Genomic DNA, 19,934 nt, shown 5'->3' with positions numbered 1-19,934 from the left:
ACCCTTCCCTGGGCGCTACCGACGCCCTGCGGCGCCCTCGCGTCCCGCTCCGCTTGCAGGTCCGGTGCTGGCCATCCATGGCCAGCCCGTTCGGAGGAATCCTCCTCACCCATGGCGTAGGACCTCCTCTGCGAACAGTCCCCTGCGCCCTGTTGTGTGCCGTGTCTAACCGTTCAGCCGGCCCGGCGCAGCACCTCGAGCAGGCCCTGCAGCGGATGGGGCAGGGCGGTATCCGAGAGTCGCCTGGCCTGGCTGCGGCAGGAATAGCCGCTGGCCAGCAGCCGGCCGGCGTTGGTTGGGTCTTCCACCTTGGGCTGCCAGGACTGGGCGTAGATGGTCGCCGAGGTCGCGCGGTTGCGTGCCTCGTGGCCGTAGGTGCCGGACATCCCGCAGCAGCCGCTGGCCAGCACCTCGAGCTCCAGGCCGAAGGCGGCGAACAGCCGCTGCCAGGCCCTGGGCGTGCCCGGGGCATTGGTCTTCTCGGTGCAGTGGGCCAGCAGCCGATAGCCGGGATCGTCCAGCGTCAGCCCGTCGGGGGCCAGGCGTTCGGCATGCTCGACCAGCCATTCGGGCAGCAGCCGCACCTCGGGCACGGCCGCCTCGCCCAGCGCCTTCACGTACTCCTGGCGATAGGTCAGGGTCATCGCCGGGTCGATGCCGACCAGCGGCACGCCGAAACCGGCCAGCGTCTTGAGCCGCCTGGCCTGCCTGGCCGCGGTGCGTTCGAAGGCGCCGAGGAAGCCCTGGACGTGCAGCGGCTTGCCGTTGGGCGCGAAGGGCGCCACGAACACCCGCACGTCGAGGCGCTCGAGCAGCTCGACGACGTCCATCACCAGCTTGGCCTCGAAGTAGCTGGTGAAGGCATCCTGTACCAGCACCACGCTGCGCGCCTTCTGGGCCTCGGTCAGCCGGCCGAGGGTGGTCGGTGTGGCCTCACTCACGCCCCAGGCGGCGAGCTGTTTCTTGAGGCTCGCCCGGGACAGCCGGGGGCTGTCGACCATGCCGATGGGGCCGGCCAGCAGCCGATCCACCCAGCGGGTGTCCAGGGCGGCGTTGTAGAGCGGCGCCACGGGGGCGAGATACGGCACCAGGAACTCCAGCCCGCCGATCAGGTAGTCGCGCAGCGGGCGCAGGTAGCGGCCGTGGTAGACCTCCAGGAACTGGGAACGGAAGGTCGGCACGTTGACCTTCACCGGGCACTGGCCGGCGCAGGACTTGCAGGCCAGGCAGCCGGCCATGGCGTCGTAGACCTGGTGCGAGAAGTCGGCCTCGCCGCGGCGCCGGGCCAGGGTGTGCTTCAGCTTGCCGGGGAAGGCCTTGACGGCGCCCCAGGCGCCCGCGGAGCGCTGCTGCCGCGCCGCCTCGACCACGTCGACGCCGGCGTGGCCCTGCAGGCGCAGCCACTCGCGCATCAGGCTGGCGCGGCCCTTGGGCGAGTGGACGCGCTCGCGGGTGGCCTTCCAGGACGGGCACATGGCGTCATCCGGATCGTAGTTGTAGCAGGCGCCGTTGCCGTTGCAGTAGACGGCGTCACCGTGGGCCTGCCAGACCCGCTCGTCGATCTGGCGGTCGTACTGGCCGCGGGTCGGCACGCCGTCGATGGTCAGCAGGCCCGGATCGACCCACTTTACGGTCTGCTCGTCTTCGTCCCCTTCCGGGCTGGACGGGTCGGCCTGAGTGTCATTCTCGGCCGAGGGAGCCCTACCCGCGTTTTCGGGCGGGATAGCGAGCGGCGTGGCGATCTTGCCGGGGTTCAACTGGTTATGCGGGTCGAAGGCCGCCTTGAGGCGCCGCAGGCAGGGGTAGAGCGGGCCGAAGAAGGCCGGGGCGTATTCCGAGCGCACGCCCTTGCCGTGTTCGCCCCACAGCAGGCCGTGATACTTCCGGGTCAGCGCGGCGACCGCGTCGGAGATCTCGCGGATCATCGCCTCCTGGGCCGGGTCCTTCATGTCCAGCGCCGGGCGCACGTGCAGCACCCCGGCATCGACGTGGCCGAACATGCCGTAGGCCAGGCCGCGGGCATCGAGCAGGGCGCGGAACTCGGCGATGTAGTCGGCCAGGTGCTCCGGCGGCACCGCGGTGTCCTCGACGAACGGCAGCGGGCGCTTCTCGCCCTGGACGTTGCCGAGCAGGCCCACGGCGCGCTTGCGCATGCCGTAGACCCGGGCGATCGCCTCGCGGCCCTCCGCCCGCGTGTAGCCCAGGCGGGTGACGCTGGCGTCCTGCGCCAGATGGCGGCAGAAGGCCGCGACCCGCTCGGTCAGCCGCGCGGGGTCGTCGTCGTTGAACTCGACCAGGTTGATGCCGTGGGTCGGGGTGTCCCCGGTCGCCGGAAAGAACTCGGCGACGCTGTCCCAGACGAAGTCCTGGCGGGCCAGGCCCAGCACCTTGTCGTCCACCGTCTCGATGGAGGTCGGGGCGGCGTCACTGGCCATCAGCGCCTTGGCGTCGCGCAGGGCGTCCATGAAGCCCGCGTAGCGCACGTTGACCAGGGTCGAATGCCCCGGAATCGGCAGCACGTTGAGCACCGCCTCGCTGGTCAGGGCCAGCGAGCCCTCGGCGCCGCACAGCACGCTGTTGAGGTCGAACTTGCCTTCCGCTGTTCTCAAATGCGCGAGGTCGTAGCCGGTCAGGCAGCGGTTGAGTGGCGGGAAGGTCTCGCGGATCCGCTCGCGCTCGGTGTCGATGATCTCGCGGGCCACCCGATGCACCCGGCCCACGGCGTCGTCGCGCGCGCACAGCGCCTCGAGCTCGGCCTCGTCGACCGGCCGGGTGGTGAGGCGCTCGCCACCGAGCAGCACGCTGTCGAGTTCGAGCACGTGATCGCGGGTCTTGCCGTACTCGCAGCTGCCCTGGCCGCTGGCGTCGGTGGCGATCATGCCGCCGATGGTCGCCCGGTTGGAGGTGGAGAGCTCCGGGGCGAAGAACAGCCCAAAGGGCTTGAGTGCGGCGTTGAGCTGGTCCTTGACCACCCCGGCCTGGACGCGCACCCGGCGGGCCGCGACATCGATGTCGAGGATGGCAGTCATGTGCTTGGAGACGTCGACCACCAGGCCGTCGGTCAGCGACTGGCCGTTGGTGCCGGTGCCGCCACCGCGGGGAGACAGCACCAGCCGGCGGAAGTCGTCGCGGGCGGCCAGCCGGGCGAGGCGCTCCAGATCGGCCGCGCCCTTCGGATAGACCACCGCCTGGGGCAGGCGCTGGTAGAGGGAGTTGTCGGTGGCCAGCACCGTGCGGTTGGCGTAGTCGGGGGCGATCTCGCCCTCGAAGCCGGCGTCGGCCAGGGCCTCGAGGAAGTGCAGGTAGGGCGTGTCGGCGTGGCCGTGGGCGCTCGCGTGAGCGGTGTCCAGTCGTGCGATCATGATATCGGGTTCGGTCGCTGTCGCTGCCGTGGGGCGGGCAGCTGGAGAAGGAGGCCTCTACTGTACCCCGAGACGGCCACGAGGCGCATCCCGACGGCGCCGGCACGCATAGCACCGGGGCGGGCTTTTGCCTACAATGAGCGCCCTGCTTTCACCGATACCGACGGACAGGATTCCATGCTCGATCCCAAACTGCTGCGCAGCGACCTCGACGGGGTCGCCCAACGACTGGCCAAGCGAGGCTTCGTGCTCGATAGCGAGCGTCTGGCCGCCCTGGAGTCCCGACGCCGGGAGCTGCAGGCCGAGACCGAACGCCTGCAGAACGAGCGCAACACCCGCTCCAAGGCCATCGGCAAGGCCAAGGCCGCCGGCGAGGACATCCAGCCGCTGCTCGACGAGGTCAGCGACCTGGGCGAGCGCCTGGATGCCGCCAAGGCGCGCCTCGCCGAGGTGCAGGCGGAGTGGGACGAGCAGGTCAGCGGCCTGCCCAACCTGCCCCACGAGAGCGTCCCTCAGGGCGACAGCGAGGACGACAACGTCGAGCTGCATCGCTGGGGCACGCCGCGTGGCTTCGACTTCGCGGTCCGGGATCACGTCGACCTGGGCGCGCTCACCGGCCAGCTCGACTTCGACCTGGCCGCCAAGCTGACCGGGGCCCGCTTCGCGGTGATGCGCGGCAGCGTTGCGCGGCTGCACCGGGCGCTGACCCAGTTCATGCTCGACAAGCAGACCCTCGAGCATGGCTACGAGGAGTGCTACGTCCCCTACATGGTGAACGACGACTCCCTGTACGGCACCGGCCAGCTGCCCAAGTTCGGCGAGGACCTGTTCCGCCTGGAGGACGAGCGCGGCTATCGGCTGATCCCCACCGCCGAGGTGCCGCTGACCAACTTCGCCCGCGACGAGATCCTCGAACACAGGCAATTGCCGGTGCGCCTCACCGCCCATACGCCGTGCTTTCGCAGCGAGGCCGGCTCCCATGGTCGGGATACCCGCGGCATGATCCGCCAGCACCAGTTCGACAAGGTCGAGATGGTCCAGCTGGTCGACCCGGCCACCAGCTACGACACCCTGGAGGAGATGCGCGGCCATGCCGAGGCGATCCTGCAGGCCCTGGAGCTGCCGTACCGGGTGGTGACGCTGTGTACCGGTGACATGGGCTTCGGGGCGGCCAAGACGTACGACCTGGAGGTCTGGCTGCCGAGCCAGGAGACCTACCGGGAGATCTCCTCGGTCTCCAACTGCGAGGACTTCCAGGCCCGGCGCATGCAGGCGCGCTTCCGTCATCCGGAGCAGAAGAAGCCCCAGCTGCTGCATACCCTGAACGGCTCCGGCCTGGCGGTGGGGCGCTGCCTGATCGCGGTGATGGAGAACCATCAGAACGCCGACGGCTCGATCGGGGTGCCCGAGGCGCTGCGGCCCTATATGGGTGGGGCCGAGACCATTAACGTCTGACCGGGCGTCGCCCGGGAGAAAACGGCCGAGCCGCGCTACGAAGGAACAAACGACACAACCCCACCGATGGTGGGGTTGTGTCGTTGAGGGCCAGGGAAATGCCGGCTCACGCTTCAGGCTTCACTCTTCAGGCTTCACTCTTCACTCTTCACTCTTCTCGTCTTCGATCTCCCAGCTGACATTGACCGCGGCGTCGATGGTCAGGGTGCCGGGACGGTACTCGGCCGCGCCGCCGCTCTCCCGGGCGTCGGCGCTCATGGCCATCATGCGCGGCTGGAATACCGGGGCCTGCTGCTCGCTCACCGCACGCACCGGCCCGAGTGTGACGCCCAGGGCCTCGGCCATCAGCTCGGCCTTGTGGCGGGCACGGGCGAGGGCCTTGGTCAGGGCCTCGTCGCTGGCCGCCTCGCGGTCGGCGAGGTCATGGGTCACGCCATCCAGGGCGTTGACGCCGGCCTCGGTGAGGGCGTCGAGGATCGTCGGCAGGCGTTCGAGGTCATTGATCTCGACCTCGAAGGGGCGCTCGAGGCGGGTCCTTGCCAGCGGCGTCGGTTCGCCCTCCTCGCCGGACCGGTCATGCAGGATCTCGGGCTGGACCCGCAGCGAGCCGGCCTGGATGGCGTCGCGCTCGAGCCCGGCCGTCTCGAGGGTGCGGATCAGGGTGGCGGCCCGCTCCTCGAGCCGACGGCGCGCCTCGGCCAGGGCCTCGGGGTCGGTGCGGCTATCGTCGCGCTGGGCGATGGCCGGGGTGCGCTCCCACAGCCGGGCGTTCAGGATCGCCTGGTCCGGCACCACCTGGAGCTCGGCCTGGGCCTGGACGTCCAGGCGAGGCGGCGACGGGGCGTCGGCGGCGATGGCCAGTGGCGGGGCAGTGAGCAGCAGGGCGGCGAGCAGGCCGCCGGGCAGGCGGGAACGGAGGCGTGACAGTGGCATGGCGCTTTCCTTTTCGCGATGGAGGTGTCGGCTTGGAGCGACGCGGCCCGGCAGGGTTCCGCGGCCGTCCACGGCGAGCGACGCTTGTGCAATGGTTGCACGATCCCTCCCGTCGCCGAGGGGCGTCGCGTTGTACCCTGAGCCGTCAGGCGGCATCATGACGACACCCCGAAACGGCGGAGCAGGCGGGCATGGCAAGACCCGAGGACGATACCCAGAGCAGCATCCCCTTGAACCTGACCCTGGCGCTGGCTGCCCTGGTGATCATCGTCGCGGGAATGCGGGCCGGCTCCAGTCTGCTGGTGCCCCTGCTGCTGTCGCTGTTCATCGCGGTGGTCTGCACCGCCCCGGTCCACTGGCTGCATCGCCTGGGCGTGGGCCTGCGTCTGTCGGTGTGGCTGACCCTGATCGTGATCGGCGGCCTGCTGTCGCTGCTCGGACTGCTGCTGGTCAACAGCTTCGGCACCTTCATCGATGCCCTGCCGGGCATCGAGCAGAAGCTCTACGAGTACTACCTCGGCGTGCTCGACAGCCTGGCCGGCCTGGGGCTGGCCATCGATACCAATCGGCTGGGCGAGCTGCTGCAGGCCGAGCAGTTCGGCAACTGGATTCCCGCCCTGATCGGCCAGGTCGGCAACCTGATGATGCAGAGCGTGGTGGTGGCCCTGCTGGTCATGTTCCTGCTGTTCGAGACGCTCAACTTCCGCGACAAGGTCTCCCGGGCGCTGGCCAACCCCGCCCCCAGCCTGCGGCGCTTCAGCGAGTTCAGCCTGACGCTGAAGCGCTACCTGGCGGTGAAGACGCTGATCAGCCTGGCCACCGGGGCGCTGATCTGGCTGTCCTGCAAGCTGGTCGGGGTGGAATTCCCGCTGCTGTGGGCGGTGCTGGCCTTCGCCCTCAACTATATCCCCAACATCGGTTCGGCCATCGCCGCGGTGCCCCCGGTGCTGCTGCTGCTGGTCTCGCCGGATGGTGGCCTGTTCAAGGCGCTGGTGCTCTCCGGGGCCTACCTGGGAGTCAACTTCGTGCTCGGCAACCTGCTCGAGCCGCGGGTGATGGGGCGAGCCCTGGGGCTGTCCACCTTCGTGGCGTTTCTCTCGCTGGTGGTCTGGGGCTGGATCTTCGGCGCGGTGGGGATGCTGCTCTCGGTGGTGCTGACCATGACGCTCAAGATCGCCCTGGACAGCCATCCCCAGACGCGCTGGATCGCCCACCTGCTGGGGCCGGGCGCCACGCCCCTGGAGCAGGCCGACAGGCCGCCCCTGGAGCGCAACAACGAGGAGTGAGCGGGTCCCCAACGACGACGCCCCGGCCAATGGCCGGGGCGTGACGGGCTGACCGGGCTCGGTCGACTCAGGCGTTCTGGTCGATGAACTGGCTCAGTTGGGACTTGGACTGGGCGCCGACCAGGGAAGCGACCTTGGCGCCGGACTTGAACAGCATCACGGTGGGCACGCCGCGCACCCCCTGCTCGGCGGCGATCTCCGGGGCGTCATCCACGTTGATGCTGACGATCTTGAGGTTGCCTTCGCGTTCCTCGGCGACCTCGTCGACCACCGGTGCCATGACCTTGCAGGGGCCACACCAGGGGGCCCAGAACTTCAGCAGGACAGGAGTATCGGCATTGAGGACTTCCTGCTCGAAGTTGGCATTGGTGACATCGACGTTATTGGCCATGGGATTCTCCAGTTACTACGTTGCGCTGCATCGCGTGGATGGTCAGGCATGAATGCATGCTTGGTCGCCCGATGTTAGCGGGCGACCCACTTGCTGGCAAATCCCCGTGCGGCCTCGACGGCCTGCACGGGAGGTGTGTGAGGGCGCCGATGATATGCTATAAAGTAATCATGAAACATATCCTTATTGCCCAATGGTCTTTTAATCCCGCCACAGCGAGGGGGAGGGAGCGGTCATGAAGCTCCAGCAGTTGAGGTACATCTGGGAAGTCTCGCGTCACAATCTCAATGTATCGGCCACCGCCCAGAGCCTCTATACCTCCCAGCCCGGCATTTCCAAGCAGATTCGTCTGCTGGAGGACGAGCTGGGAATCGAGATCTTCGCACGCAGCGGCAAGCACCTGACCCGGGTCACTCCGGCGGGGCAGGCGATCATCGACCTTGCCGGGCAGGTGCTGCGGCTCACCGAGAACATCAAGCATGTCGCCCAGGAGCACAGTGACGAGCGGCGCGGCAGCCTGTCCATCGCCACCACCCATACCCAGGCACGCTATGCGCTGCCGCCGGTGATTGGCGAGTTCACCCGCAAATACCCCGACGTGGCCCTGCACATGCAGCAGGGCACGCCGCGGCAGATCGCCCAGATGGTCAGCGAGGGGCAGGCCGACTTCGCCATCGCCACCGAGTCCCTGGAGCTGTTCACCGACCTGGTGCTGCTGCCCTGCTATCGCTGGAATCGCTGTGTGCTGGTCCCCAGGGGGCATCCCCTGGCCGAGATGCCGACCCTCACCCTGGAGGCTCTGGCCGGCTATCCACTGGTGACCTATGTGTTCGGTTTCACCGGTCGCTCCCAGCTCGACGACGCCTTCCGGGCCCACGGTTTCAGCCCCAATGTGGTGCTGACGGCGGCGGATGCCGATGTCATCAAGACCTATGTGCGTCTCGGCATGGGGGTGGGGATCGTCGCCCACATGGCCGTGGACCCCGAGCTGGACACCGACCTGGTGGCCCTGGACGCCAGCCATCTCTTCGAGAGCTCCACCACCAAGATCGGCATCCGTCGCGGGACCTTCATGCGCGGCTACATGTACGACTTCCTGCAGGGCTTCGCCGATCACCTGGAGCGAGATCTGGTGGATGCCGCCCTCGCGGCCGGCCCCCGCCACGAACAGGGCCTGTTTCAGGGTATCGAACTGCCCGTCCGCTGACGCGCCACGGTCCTCGGTCTCAACGAAAAACGCCATCGCCCGTCCTCTCGGACGGGCGATGGCGTGCCTGGGTGCCTCAGTGCTGAAGATGCAGCCCGCATTCCCGCTTCGCTTCCACCTTGGTGGGATCGAAGTAGTCGAACTCGTTGGGCAGATCGTGAGCCTGCAGGTACTGGTAGAGGTCGCGTGCGCTCCAGTGCAGCAGCGGCGCGACCTTGAGCAGGCCGTCGGCGTTGCGAGAAACGGCGTCCATGCGGGCCCGTTCCGGGGTGTCTTCGGCGCGCAGGGCGGTGAACCAGACGTCCGGTGCCATTTCGCGCAGCGCCCGGCCGAAGGGCTCGAGCTTCACTTCCTCGGTGAAGGCCGCGTGGCGCGGGTCGTCGATGCCCGGCATGGGACCGTCGACCGCCTCGCGATGGGCCCGGGTGCGGCGCGGGATGTAGCTGATCAGGTTGAGGTCCAGCCGCTGCACCACGGCGTCGGCGAAGCGATAGGTGGCCTCGGTGTTGTAGCCGTGGTCCATCCACACGATGGGCATGTCCGGCCGTTGCCGCGTCACCATGTGCAGGATGACCGCCTCGAAGGGGCGGAAGTTGGTGGTGCAGATCGGCCGGCCGCCCTGTTGCAGGGCCCAGCGAATCAGGGCCTCGGGATCCCGGCCCAGATCACGATTGATGGCGTCGAGTTGCGGCTCCATGAGCGCCTCCCAGAATGGTGTCTCGGTGGCGCTACACTAGCAGAGCTCGAGTGAGCGGCCCCAATACCGATTGATTGGATGTTTATGCCGCTAAGTATTAACAAGTCGCTTTCGTTATTCCATGGAGGCTTATTACACGGCCGGCCTGCATGCCGGATCCCTCGCGGCATAGTGGCGTGTGGTGTGGGCGATGATCTGCTCATCGACCGTTGGCGGCATCCTCAGCCCGGGTCGCCGAGTGCCGCCATCAGGTGGCGGATCTTGTCCAGGGTCTCGGCATACTCGTCCTCGCCCCGGGAATCGGCGACCAGGCCGCCGCCGCCCCACAGGTGCAGCCGGCCTCGGTCGGCCACCGCGGTGCGAATGGCGATGGAGGTGTCCATGTGGCCCCTCACGTCCACGTAGCCGAGGCTGCCGCAGTAGGCGCTGCGGGCCGAGGGCTCGAGTTCGTCGATGATCTGCATGGCGCGCACCTTGGGTGCGCCGGTGATCGAGCCGCCGGGAAAGGCGGCGGCCAGCAGGTCCAGGGGCGAGTGGCGCTCGTCCAGCTCGCCGGTCACCACGCTGACCAGGTGATGCACGTTGGCATAGCTCTCCAGGCCGCACAGTTGCGGTACCCGCACGCTGCCGGGGCGGCACACCCGTCCCAGGTCGTTGCGCAGCAGGTCGACGATCATCACATTCTCGGCGCGATCCTTGACGCTGGCGGCGAGTGCCTCGGCGAGCCGGCGATCCTCCGTCGGGGTCCGCCCGCGGGGGCGGGTGCCCTTGATCGGTCGGGTCTCCACCCGGCCCCGGGCGCAGTGCAGGAAGCGCTCGGGGGACAGCGACAGGATGGCGTGGTCGTCCCAGGCGATGTAACCCGAGAAGGGCGTCGGGGTGGCCCGGCGCAGGCGCCGGTAGGCCGGCCAGAGGTCGCCCTCATAGGGGGCGCTGAAGCGCTGGGCGAGATTGATCTGGTAGCAGTCGCCCTCGCGGATATAGCGCTGGACGGCGTCGAAGCGCGCCAGGTAGTCCTCCCGGGACATCTCGGGGAGGAACTCGCCGGTCAGCCGGAAGCCCCCGCTCTCCGGGGGCGCCAGCGCCAGCCAGCCGAGCACCTGGGCGCGGCGCTCGGCGCTCGCCACCAGCCAGGCCTCGCGGCGCTGGTGATCCAGGATCAGGGCCCAGTCGTAGAGACCGACGCGGCTGGCCGGGAGGTCGGCGACGGGGGTCGCCCGGCCCGGCACCGGCTCCAGGCAGCGGCCGAGATCATAGCTCCAGAACCCGATCAGTCCGCCCAGGAAGGGCAGGTCGCTGTCCGGCACCTCGCCGGGCAGGCGGTCGAGCAGGGCCTGCTGGGCGGCGAAGGGCGAGAGGTCGTCCGGCAGGGCGGCATCCCCGTGGACCCGGCCCCGGGCGTCGATGTCGAGCACACTCAAGGGGTCGCTGGAGAGGATGTCGTAGCGGCCGCCGGGGGCGACCGGGCGGCCACTGTCGAGCAGCACGGCCGCCGGGCGATGGCGCAGGGCCGCGAACAGGTCCAGGGGGTCTTCCCGATAGCTCAGGGGGGTGATCTCGAGTGGTGATGTCATCAATGGCGCCTTCCCTCAACAGGCGCCACATTCTAGGCCCCGCGGCCGGGTTTGTCGCCGGTGGCTTGGCATCGGGCTCGACGCCGGGTCAACGCAGCTCGACCATTGTCGACATCCTGCCAAGCAATTGCTTGGTTGTTTACAACCAAAGGGGGAGAGGGTCGGCCCCCATGGCATATTGACCCGAGAGATGGCACTGTCTACAGTTCCATCAACCCTCAATTGTCGACAATTACCATGACAAACGCCCTGATCGAACCGGCCACCACCCCCGAGGTCCGCACCCTGGCGGAGCGGGTCTTCCAGCAGCTCCAAGATGCCATCGTGCGTGGCGAGCTGGCACCGGGCAGCAAGATCACCGAACCGGGCCTGTCCCGGAGCTACGGCATCTCGCGCGGGCCGCTGCGCGAGGCGATGCGTCGCCTGGAGGCGCACCGGCTGATCGAGCGCGTGCCCCATGTGGGGGCCCGGGTCGTCAAGCTGTCGATGCAGGAACTGCTCGAGCTGTTCGACGTGCGCGAGGCGCTGGAGAGCATGGCCGCCCGGCTGGCCGCCGAGCACATGAGCGCCGAGGAGATCGACGGCCTGCGCGAGGTGCTGGCGGTCCACGAGCGCCAGTCCGACCTGCGCCGTGGCGAGGCCTACTACCAGCGCGAGGGTGACCTGGACTTCCACTACCGCATCGTCCAGGGCAGCCACAACAAGATGCTGATGGGCATGCTGTGTGACGACCTCTATTACCTGGTGAGGCTGTACCGCACCCAGTTCAGCGCCAGCGGGTCGCGTCCCCAGCGCGCCTTCGTCGAGCACCATCGCATCGTCGATGCCATCGAGGCCGGGGACGCCGAGCTCGCCGAACTGTTGATGCGTCGCCATGTCAGCGCTTCCCGGGAGAATGTCGTCGAACGCTACGCCGCCTCCCTCAAACAGGACCAGGAGGCGTCCACCTGAGGACGCCCCACCGACCCACCGGAGAGACCCCATGACCCGACTCACGCCCGGCGCACGCTTCCGTGCCGCCCTCGAGGCCAACCGGCCGTTGCCCATCGTCGGCACCATCAACGCCTACACCGCCATGATGGCCGAGCGAGTCGGCCATCAGGCCATCTACCTGTCCGGCGGCGGCGTGGCCAATGCCTCCTTCGGCCTGCCGGACCTGGGCATGACCACCATGAACGACGTGGTCGAGGACGCCCACCGCATCTGCGGGGCCACCGAGGTGCCGCTGCTGGTGGACATCGACACCGGCTGGGGCGGCGCCTTCAACATCGCGCGCACCGTCAAGGAGATGCAGCGCGCCGGCGTGGCCGCGGTGCACCTGGAGGACCAGGTGGCCCAGAAGCGCTGCGGCCATCGCCCCAACAAGGCGATCGTCTCCCAGGGCGAGATGGTCGATCGCGTCAAGGCCGCCGCCGATGCGCGACTCGACCCGGACTTCTACCTGGTCGCCCGCACCGATGCCTTCCAGAAGGAAGGGCTGGAGGCCGCCATCGAGCGTGCCAACGCCTGCCTCGAGGCCGGCGCCGACGCCATCTTCGCCGAGGCCGTCCACACCCTGGAGGACTACCGGGCCTTCTGCGAGCGCCTCGATGCCCCGATCCTGGCCAACATCACCGAGTTCGGCGCCACGCCGCTGTTCGGCCAGGACGAGCTCGCCGAGGTGGGCTGCCGCATGGTGCTCTACCCGCTGTCCGCCTTCCGCGCCATGAACGCGGCGGCGCTGAAGGTCTACCAGAGCATCCACGACCAGGGCCACCAGCGCGACGTGGTGGAGCTTATGCAGACCCGCGACGAGCTCTACGACTTCCTCAACTACCACGAGTTCGAGCGCAAGCTCGATGCCCTGTTCGCCGAGCAGGACGACGACAAGTAAGCGCTCGCCTACAACAATCACACGACAGGAGACACGACCATGGCAGACAAACCGATCGGCGGCGCCGGGCTGCGCGGCCAGAGCGCCGGCGCCACGGCGCTGTGCACCGTCGGCCAGACCGGCTCCGGCCTGACCTATCGCGGCTATGACATCAAGGAGCTGGCCGAGAAGGCGCGCTTCGAGGAAGTGGCCTACCTGCTGCTCAAGGGCAAGCTGCCCAACCGTGCCGAGCTCGACGCCTACGTCACCAGGCTCAAGGGCCTGCGTGGCCTGCCCCCGGCGCTGAAGACCGTGCTCGAGCAGATCCCGGCCGACGCTCACCCCATGGACGTGATGCGCACCGGGGCCTCGATGCTCGGCAACCTGGAGACCGAGGAGAGCTTCGACGAGCAGCAGGACGTTTCCGACCGGCTGCTGGCGGCGCTGCCCTCGATCATCTGCTACTGGTACCGCTTCACCCACGACGGCGTGCGCATCGAGACCGAGACCGACGACGAGTCGGTGGGCGGCCACTTCCTGCACCTGCTGCGCGACGCGCCGGCCTCCGAGCTGCATGCCCGGGTGATGAACGTCTCGCTGATCCTCTATGCCGAGCACGAGTTCAACGCCTCGACCTTCACCGCCCGGGTCTGCGCCTCGACGCTCTCCGACATGCACTCCTGCGTGACCGGTGCCATCGGCTCCCTGCGCGGGCCGCTGCACGGCGGTGCCAACGAGGCGGCCATGGCGATGATCGAGCACTGGCAGTCGCCCGACGAGGCCGAGCGCGAGATCATGGGCATGCTCGAGCGCAAGGAGAAGATCATGGGCTTCGGGCACGCCATCTACCGCGAGTCCGACCCGCGCAACGCCATCATCAAGCGCTGGTCGAAGCGACTCGCCGAGGACGTCGGCGACGGCGTGCTCTACCCGGTCTCCGAGCGGGTCGAGGCGGTGATGTGGCGGGAGAAGAAGCTGTTCTGCAACGCCGACTTCTTCCATGCCAGCGCCTACCACTTCATGGACATTCCCACCAAGCTGTTCACGCCGATCTTCGTCTGCTCGCGCGTCACCGGCTGGTGTGCCCATGTCTTCGAGCAGCGCGAGAACAACCGCATCATTCGTCCGAGTGCCGACTATACCGGGCCGGAGCACAGCGAATGGGTGCCGCTCGAGGAGCGCGACTGACCTGCCCACGGGGCGGCCTTAGCGTGCACTTTCGAATGCCCGGTAGTCACGGCGCCGGGGACAAGGCCAAGCGAGGGTCCTACGCCACGGATGGCGTCGGTAGCGCCCAGGGATGGGTTTACAGCGCCCTCGCGAAGGCTTGTCGCCGGAAAACACGCCCTCTATCAGCCGAGTCTTGAAAGGAGCTCCTGCTGCCCCTCGCTCCCCTTCCCTCCGCTCACCACCCGATGGTTGCCACGCCATGAATACCGAATACCGTAAACATCTTCCCGGCACCGAGCTGGACTACTTCGATACCCGCGAGGCGGTCGAGGCGATCCGCCCCGGCGCCTACGACACCCTGACCTACACCGCGCGTGTGCTGGCCGAACAGCTGGTGCGCCGCTGCGAGCCGGGCCTGCGCGACGCCGCCCTCGCGCAGATCATCGACGGCAAGCGCGACCTGGACTTCCCCTGGTATCCGGCCCGGGTGGTCTGCCACGACATCCTCGGCCAGACGGCGCTGGTCGATCTGGCCGGCCTGCGTGACGCCATCGCCGAGCGCGGCGGCGACCCGGCCAAGGTCAACCCGGTGGTGCCGACCCAGCTGATCGTCGACCACTCCCTGGCGGTCGAGCACCCCGGCTTCGAGAAGGACGCCTTCGAGAAGAACCGGGCGGTGGAGGACCGCCGCAACGAGGATCGCTTCCACTTCATCGAGTGGACCAAGACGGCGTTCGAGAATGTCGACGTCATCCCCGCCGGCAACGGCATCATGCACCAGATCAACCTGGAGAAGATGTCGCCGGTGGTGCAGGCCCGCCCCGATGAGACTGGAAAGCGCGTGGCCTTCCCGGATACCTGCGTGGGCACCGACAGCCACACCCCGCACATCGACTGCCTGGGGGTGATCGCCATCGGCGTGGGTGGCCTCGAGGCCGAGACCGTGATGCTGGGGCGCCCCTCCATGATGCGCCTGCCCGACATCGTCGGCGTCAAGCTGACCGGCAGGCGCCAGCCCGGCATCACCGCCACCGATATCGTGCTGGCGATCACCGAGTTCCTGCGCCGCGAGCGCGTGGTGGGGGCCTATCTCGAGTTCTTCGGCGAGGGGGCCGCGAGCCTGACCATCGGCGATCGGGCCACCATCTCCAACATGACCCCGGAGTACGGGGCGACGGCGGCGATGTTCTACATCGACGACCAGACCCTCGACTACCTGAAGATCACCGGCCGCGAGCCGGAGCAGGTGGCGCTGGTCGAGACCTACGCCAGGCAGGTCGGCCTGTGGGCCGACGACCTGGCCGGCGCCCACTACGAGCGGGTGCTGGAGTTCGACCTCTCCACCGTCGAGCGCAACCTGGCCGGCCCGTCCAGCCCGCATCGGCGGCTGCCGACCTCGGCGCTTGTCGAGCGCGGCATCGCCGTGTCCTCTCACCAGGGGGGCGACAAGGCCCAGGCGGAAGAGCCGGCGGGCAAGATGCCCGATGGCGCGGTGATCATCGCCGCCATCACCAGCTGCACCAACACCTCCAATCCGCGCAACGTGGTGGCCGCGGGGCTGCTGGCCAAGAAGGCCAACGAGCTGGGGCTCACGCGCAAGCCCTGGGTGAAGTCCTCCTTCGCCCCGGGATCCAAGGTGGCGCGTCTCTACCTGGAGGAGGCCGGCCTGCTGCCCGAACTGGAGGCGCTCGGCTTCGGCATCGTCGCCTATGCCTGCACCACCTGCAACGGCATGTCCGGTGCCCTGGATCCCGAGATCCAGCAGGAGATCATCGACCGCGACCTCTATTCCACCGCGGTGCTCTCCGGCAACCGCAACTTCGACGGACGCATCCACCCCTATGCCAAGCAGGCCTTCCTGGCCTCGCCGCCCCTGGTGGTGGCCTATGCCATCGCCGGCACCGTGCGCTTCGACATCGAGAAGGACGTGCTGGGCACCGACCCCGACGGCCATCCGGTGACGCTCAAGGACCTGTGGCCCTCCGACGAGGAGATCGATGCCATCGTCGCCGAGCACGTCAAGCCGGAGCAGTTCCAGCGGGTCTATATCCCGATGTTCGACCTGGAGGCGGCGGAACGGGCCGAGAGTCCGCTCTACGACTGGCGGGCGCAGAGCACCTATATCCGTCGCCCGCCCTACTGGGAAGGCAACATGGCGGCCGAGCGTGCGCTGAAGGGCATGCGGCCGCTGGCCATCCTGCCGGACAACATCACTACCGACCACCTGTCGCCGTCCAACGCCATCATGGCCGACAGCGCCGCCGGCGAGTACCTGGCGAAGATGGGCCTGCCGGAGGAGGACTTCAACTCCTACGCCACCCACCGCGGCGACCACCTCACTGCCCTGCGGGCCACCCTGGCCAACCCCAAGCTGTTCAACGAGATGGTGCGGGACGAGGCGGGCGAGGTGACCCAGGGCTCGCTGGCGCGCCTCGAGCCGGAAGGCAAGGTGACCCGCATGTGGGAGGCCATCGAGACCTACATGGCGCGCGGCCAGCCCCTGATCGTGATTGCCGGCGCCGACTACGGCCAGGGGTCGTCGCGGGACTGGGCGGCCAAGGGCGTGGCGCTGGCGGGCGTGGAGGCCATCGTCGCCGAGGGCTTCGAGCGCATCCACCGCACCAACCTGATCGGCATGGGCGTGATGCCTATCCAGTTCCAGGAGGGCACTACCCGGCACACCCTGCAGCTCGATGGCACCGAGACCTATGACGTGGAGGGCAGCCCGGAACCCGGCGCCATGCTGACCCTGGTGATCCACCGCAACAGCGGTGACGCCCAGCGCGTCCCGGTGATCTGCCGCCTGGATACCGCCGAGGAGGTCTCCATCTACTCCGCCGGGGGCGTGCTGCAGCGCTTCGCCGAGGACTTCCTGCAATCCGAGGAGGCGACCAGCGCATGAGCCAGGTTCCGCAGATTCGTATTCCTGCCACCTATATGCGCGGCGGGACCAGCAAGGGCGTGTTCTTTCGCCTGGAGGACCTGCCCGAGGCCGCCCGCGTGCCGGGAGCGGCCCGCGATGCCCTGCTGCTGCGGGTGATCGGCAGCCCCGACCCCTATCAGAAGCAGATCGACGGCATGGGCGGGGCCACCTCGAGCACCAGCAAGACGGTGATCCTGTCGAGGAGCGAAAGCCCCGGCCACGATGTCGACTACCTGTTCGGGCAGGTGTCCATCGACAAGCCCTTCGTCGACTGGAGCGGCAACTGCGGCAACCTCTCCGCCGCCGTGGGGCCCTTCGCCATCAGCAATGGCCTGGTCGATGCCGCGCGTATCCCGGAGAACGGTACCGCCGAGGTGCGTATCTGGCAGGCCAACATCGGCAAGACCATCATCGCCCGGGTGCCCATCACCGACGGCGCCGTCCAGGAGACCGGGGACTTCGAGCTCGACGGCGTGACCTTCCCTGCGGCGGAGGTGCCGGTCGAGTTCATGGATCCGGCCGATGGCGAGGGGGCGATGTTCCCCACCGGCCGCGTCGTCGACGAGCTCGAGGTGCCGGGCGTGGGGACCCTGCCGGCGACCCTGATCAACGCCGGCATTCCGACCATCTTCGTCAACGCCGCGGATATCGGCTACACGGGCACCGAGCTGCAGGAGGCCATCAACGGCGACGTCGAGGCCCTCGCCCGCTTCGAGGCGATCCGCGCCCACGGCGCGGTGCGCATGGGGCTGATCGCCCATGTCGACGAGGCCGCCAGTCGCCAGCACACCCCGAAGGTCGCCTTCGTCGCCCCGCCGGCCGACTACCTGGCCTCCAGCGGCAGGACGATCGCCGCCGACGAGGTGGACCTGCTGGTGCGGGCCCTGTCCATGGGCAAGCTGCACCACGCCATGATGGGCACGGCGGCCGTGGCCATCAGCGTGGCCGCGGCCGTGCCGGGGACCCTGGTGAACCTGGCCGCCGGCGGCGGTGAGCGCACGGCGGTGCGCTTCGGTCATCCCTCCGGCACCTTGCGGGTCGGGGCCGAGGCCCGCCAGGTCGATGGCCGGTGGACCGCCACCAAGGCGATCATGAGCCGCAGTGCCCGGGTGCTGATGGAAGGTTGGGTGCGCGTGCCCGGCGACAGCGTCTGAGCGGACTCCACCCGATGCAACAGCGCCCCGTGTCGCCGGACCGGGGCGTTTCCTATAGTGAGGAACACCTCTCGGACTTTCGACAGCAGGGCGTCGGCAGCATGAATCAAGGGATGCATGGCGCCTCCCCATGGTCCGGTACCCCGGGGCCTGCCGCGGATCCGCTCCGGGCCCAGTGGCAAGCGCGCCGCAGGCGCTCACTCGAGACGCTGACAGGAGGGACGTATGAGCACCGTGGAAGCCAATGTGCGGCCGGACTACGACGGCGAACTGCAGAAGATCGCCGACTATGTCCTCGACTTCACGCCCGACAGCAACGAGGCCCTGGACACGGCGCGTCACTGCCTGATGGATACCCTGGGCTGTGGCCTGCTGGCGCTGCGCTTTCCCGAGTGCACCAAGCACCTGGGGCCGCTGGTGGAGGGCACCGTCGTGCCCCATGGGGCGCGGGTGCCGGGCACCTCCTTCCGCCTGGATCCGGTCAAGGCGGCCTGGGATATCGGCGCCATCGTCCGCTGGCTCGACTACAACGACACCTGGCTGGCCGCCGAGTGGGGGCATCCCTCCGACAACCTCGGCGCCATCCTCGCCGTGGCCGACCATCTCTCCCAGAGGCGTGTTGCCCAGGGCGAGGCGCCGTTGACCATGCGCCAGGTGCTCGAGGCCATGATCATGGCCCACGAGATCCAGGGCGTGCTGGCGCTCGACAATTCCTTCAACCGGGTCGGTCTCGATCACGTGGTGCTGGTCAAGGTGGCCTCCACCGCCGTGGCCGCCAGGCTGATGGGTGCCGGCCGCGAGCAACTGCTCTCCGCCCTGTCCCATGCCTGGGTCGATGGCCAGAGCCTGCGTACCTATCGCCACGCGCCCAATGCCGGCTCCCGCAAGAGCTGGGCGGCGGGGGACGCGACGTCGCGCGGCGTGCGGCTGGCCGATATCGCCCTGCGCGGCGAGATGGGCATCCCCGGCGTGCTCTCGGCACCCCAGTGGGGCTTCTACGATGTGCTCTTCAGCCACACCAACAAGGACCTGGCCACCAAGCCGGAGGACGAGCGCCGGTTCACCTTCCAGCGGGAGTTCGGCAGCTACGTGATGGAGAATGTGCTGTTCAAGCTCTCCTTCCCCGCCGAGTTCCATGCCCAGACCGCCTGCGAGGCGGCCGTGACCCTGCACCCGCAGGTCAAGGATCGCCTCGACGAGATCGAGCGCATCGTGCTGACCACCCACGAGTCCGCGATCCGCATCATCTCCAAGGAGGGGGACCTGGCCAATCCGGCCGACCGTGACCACTGCCTGCAGTACATGACCGCGGTGCCGCTGATCTTCGGCAGCCTGGCCGCCGAGCATTACGAGGATGCCTTCCATGCGGCCCATCCGCGGATCGATGCCCTGCGCGGCAAGATGGAGGTCGTCGAGGAGGCGCGCTATTCCCGGGACTACCATGATCCCGACAAGCGCTCGATCGCCAACGCCATCCAGGTGTTCTTCCGGGACGGCAGTGCCACCGACCGGGTGGCGGTCGAGTACCCGATCGGCCATCGCCGACGGCGGGACGAGGGAGTCCCGGTGCTCGAGGATAAGTTTCGCCACAACCTGGCCACCCGCTTTCCGCGGGCGCGCTGCGAGGCCATCTTCGCGCTGTGCAGGGACCCGGCGCGCCTGGAGGCCACCGCGGTGCACCGGTTCGTCGATCTGTTCGTGATCTGACCCCCGGCGTTCCCTGTGGCGGGGCGTTCGGTGACCGGGCGAGCGGACTATGCTCAAAGCGTTTCGACATCTCTCATCTCATAACCAACGGGTCTTGGTCGGGGGCGAGGGACTGGTCTATATTTTTTTGATGCAAGGGTCTTGCGTCTCCCACGGAGAATCCGTAAAGTACGCATCCGCTGCCGGCGACGGGCAACGTTGCAGGCGGTGATGAGTGGCAGAA

The 19,934-nt window shown here is 68.4% G+C and carries 14 protein-coding genes; 9 read left to right on the top strand and 5 right to left on the bottom strand.

Annotated elements, in window-relative coordinates; translation table 11 throughout:
* Positions 1-173: 173 nt before the first annotated feature.
* Complete coding sequence (locus QWY76_RS18555; protein WP_290312994.1) at positions 174-3,362, bottom strand: FAD-binding and (Fe-S)-binding domain-containing protein; 3,189 nt, start codon at positions 3,360-3,362, stop codon at positions 174-176.
* Positions 3,363-3,539: 177 nt separating this feature from the next.
* On the opposite strand from QWY76_RS18555, the gene serS reads away from it, so the two are divergent.
* Positions 3,540-4,817, top strand: a complete 1,278-nt coding sequence (gene serS / locus QWY76_RS18550; protein ID WP_290312993.1) for a serine--tRNA ligase — start codon at positions 3,540-3,542, stop codon at positions 4,815-4,817.
* 141 nt (positions 4,818-4,958) lie between these two features.
* Here the strand turns inward: serS and QWY76_RS18545 are convergent, their stop codons facing one another.
* Positions 4,959-5,750, bottom strand: coding sequence for an SIMPL domain-containing protein (locus tag QWY76_RS18545; protein ID WP_290312992.1), 792 nt, complete (start codon positions 5,748-5,750; stop codon positions 4,959-4,961).
* 191 nt (positions 5,751-5,941) lie between these two features.
* Here QWY76_RS18545 and QWY76_RS18540 point away from each other — a divergent pair, with 191 nt between their 5' ends.
* Positions 5,942-7,036: an AI-2E family transporter gene (locus QWY76_RS18540; protein WP_290312991.1), complete on the top strand. Its 1,095-nt coding sequence runs from the start codon at positions 5,942-5,944 to the stop codon at positions 7,034-7,036.
* A gap of 67 nt (positions 7,037-7,103) precedes the next feature.
* On the opposite strand, the gene trxA is transcribed toward QWY76_RS18540, so the two are convergent.
* A complete protein-coding gene (gene trxA / locus QWY76_RS18535) occupies positions 7,104-7,427 on the bottom strand; it encodes a thioredoxin (protein WP_263591556.1) in 324 nt (107 codons plus the stop codon).
* Between the two features lie 235 nt (positions 7,428-7,662).
* On the opposite strand from trxA, the gene cysB reads away from it, so the two are divergent.
* On the top strand, positions 7,663-8,634 hold the full coding sequence (cysB, locus tag QWY76_RS18530; RefSeq protein ID WP_290312990.1) for an HTH-type transcriptional regulator CysB: 972 nt from the start codon (positions 7,663-7,665) through the stop codon (positions 8,632-8,634).
* Positions 8,635-8,710: 76 nt separating this feature from the next.
* Here cysB and QWY76_RS18525 read toward each other — a convergent pair whose 3' ends face one another.
* Positions 8,711-9,331, bottom strand: a complete 621-nt coding sequence (locus QWY76_RS18525) for a phosphoadenosine phosphosulfate reductase domain-containing protein (protein WP_290312989.1) — start codon at positions 9,329-9,331, stop codon at positions 8,711-8,713.
* Between the two features lie 221 nt (positions 9,332-9,552).
* A complete protein-coding gene (gene pabB, locus QWY76_RS18520) occupies positions 9,553-10,905 on the bottom strand; it encodes an aminodeoxychorismate synthase component I (RefSeq protein ID WP_290312988.1) in 1,353 nt (450 codons plus the stop codon).
* Positions 10,906-11,142: 237 nt separating this feature from the next.
* Between pabB and QWY76_RS18515 the strand changes: the two genes are divergently transcribed.
* The 6 genes from QWY76_RS18515 (at position 11,143) to prpD (ending at position 19,711) form a co-directional block, all read left to right on the top strand.
* On the top strand, positions 11,143-11,856 hold the full coding sequence (locus QWY76_RS18515; protein WP_290312986.1) for a GntR family transcriptional regulator: 714 nt from the start codon (positions 11,143-11,145) through the stop codon (positions 11,854-11,856).
* Positions 11,857-11,887: 31 nt separating this feature from the next.
* A complete protein-coding gene (gene prpB, locus QWY76_RS18510; RefSeq protein WP_290312985.1) occupies positions 11,888-12,778 on the top strand; it encodes a methylisocitrate lyase in 891 nt (296 codons plus the stop codon).
* 39 nt (positions 12,779-12,817) lie between these two features.
* Positions 12,818-13,945 (top strand): bifunctional 2-methylcitrate synthase/citrate synthase, encoded by a 1,128-nt coding sequence (gene prpC, locus QWY76_RS18505; protein WP_290312984.1) that lies wholly within the window; start codon positions 12,818-12,820, stop codon positions 13,943-13,945.
* A gap of 241 nt (positions 13,946-14,186) precedes the next feature.
* Positions 14,187-16,829 (top strand): Fe/S-dependent 2-methylisocitrate dehydratase AcnD, encoded by a 2,643-nt coding sequence (acnD, locus tag QWY76_RS18500; RefSeq protein WP_290312982.1) that lies wholly within the window; start codon positions 14,187-14,189, stop codon positions 16,827-16,829.
* Positions 16,826-18,004 carry a 2-methylaconitate cis-trans isomerase PrpF gene (gene prpF / locus QWY76_RS18495; RefSeq protein WP_290312981.1) on the top strand — a complete coding sequence of 393 codons (1,179 nt, stop codon included), beginning with the start codon at positions 16,826-16,828 and terminating at the stop codon, positions 18,002-18,004. Before acnD ends, prpF begins: the two co-directional genes overlap by 4 nt.
* A 225-nt stretch (positions 18,005-18,229) precedes the next feature.
* Positions 18,230-19,711 (top strand): 2-methylcitrate dehydratase, encoded by a 1,482-nt coding sequence (gene prpD / locus QWY76_RS18490; RefSeq protein ID WP_290312980.1) that lies wholly within the window; start codon positions 18,230-18,232, stop codon positions 19,709-19,711.
* Positions 19,712-19,934 lie beyond the last annotated feature (223 nt).

It is taken from the genome of Halomonas maura, from assembly GCF_030409305.1.
In the GTDB taxonomy this organism is placed as follows: domain Bacteria; phylum Pseudomonadota; class Gammaproteobacteria; order Pseudomonadales; family Halomonadaceae; genus Halomonas; species Halomonas maura.
Note: the sequence above shows the minus strand (reverse complement) of the source record. Positions and strands in the feature narration are given on the sequence as shown.

What these genes read in the sequence shown, in the direction of transcription:
- trxA (WP_263591556.1), bottom strand. Translation starts at nt 7,427, where the DNA reads ATGGCCAATAACGTCGATGTCACCAATGCCAACTTCGAGCAGGAAGTC.
- prpC (WP_290312984.1), top strand. Translation starts at nt 12,818, where the DNA reads ATGGCAGACAAACCGATCGGCGGCGCCGGGCTGCGCGGCCAGAGCGCC.
- serS (WP_290312993.1), top strand. Translation starts at nt 3,540, where the DNA reads ATGCTCGATCCCAAACTGCTGCGCAGCGACCTCGACGGGGTCGCCCAA.
- QWY76_RS18515 (WP_290312986.1), top strand. Translation starts at nt 11,143, where the DNA reads ATGACAAACGCCCTGATCGAACCGGCCACCACCCCCGAGGTCCGCACC.
- QWY76_RS18545 (WP_290312992.1), bottom strand. Translation starts at nt 5,750, where the DNA reads ATGCCACTGTCACGCCTCCGTTCCCGCCTGCCCGGCGGCCTGCTCGCC.
- acnD (WP_290312982.1), top strand. Translation starts at nt 14,187, where the DNA reads ATGAATACCGAATACCGTAAACATCTTCCCGGCACCGAGCTGGACTAC.
- QWY76_RS18540 (WP_290312991.1), top strand. Translation starts at nt 5,942, where the DNA reads ATGGCAAGACCCGAGGACGATACCCAGAGCAGCATCCCCTTGAACCTG.
- prpB (WP_290312985.1), top strand. Translation starts at nt 11,888, where the DNA reads ATGACCCGACTCACGCCCGGCGCACGCTTCCGTGCCGCCCTCGAGGCC.
- QWY76_RS18555 (WP_290312994.1), bottom strand. Translation starts at nt 3,362, where the DNA reads ATGATCGCACGACTGGACACCGCTCACGCGAGCGCCCACGGCCACGCC.
- pabB (WP_290312988.1), bottom strand. Translation starts at nt 10,905, where the DNA reads ATGACATCACCACTCGAGATCACCCCCCTGAGCTATCGGGAAGACCCC.
- QWY76_RS18525 (WP_290312989.1), bottom strand. Translation starts at nt 9,331, where the DNA reads ATGGAGCCGCAACTCGACGCCATCAATCGTGATCTGGGCCGGGATCCC.
- cysB (WP_290312990.1), top strand. Translation starts at nt 7,663, where the DNA reads ATGAAGCTCCAGCAGTTGAGGTACATCTGGGAAGTCTCGCGTCACAAT.
- prpF (WP_290312981.1), top strand. Translation starts at nt 16,826, where the DNA reads ATGAGCCAGGTTCCGCAGATTCGTATTCCTGCCACCTATATGCGCGGC.
- prpD (WP_290312980.1), top strand. Translation starts at nt 18,230, where the DNA reads ATGAGCACCGTGGAAGCCAATGTGCGGCCGGACTACGACGGCGAACTG.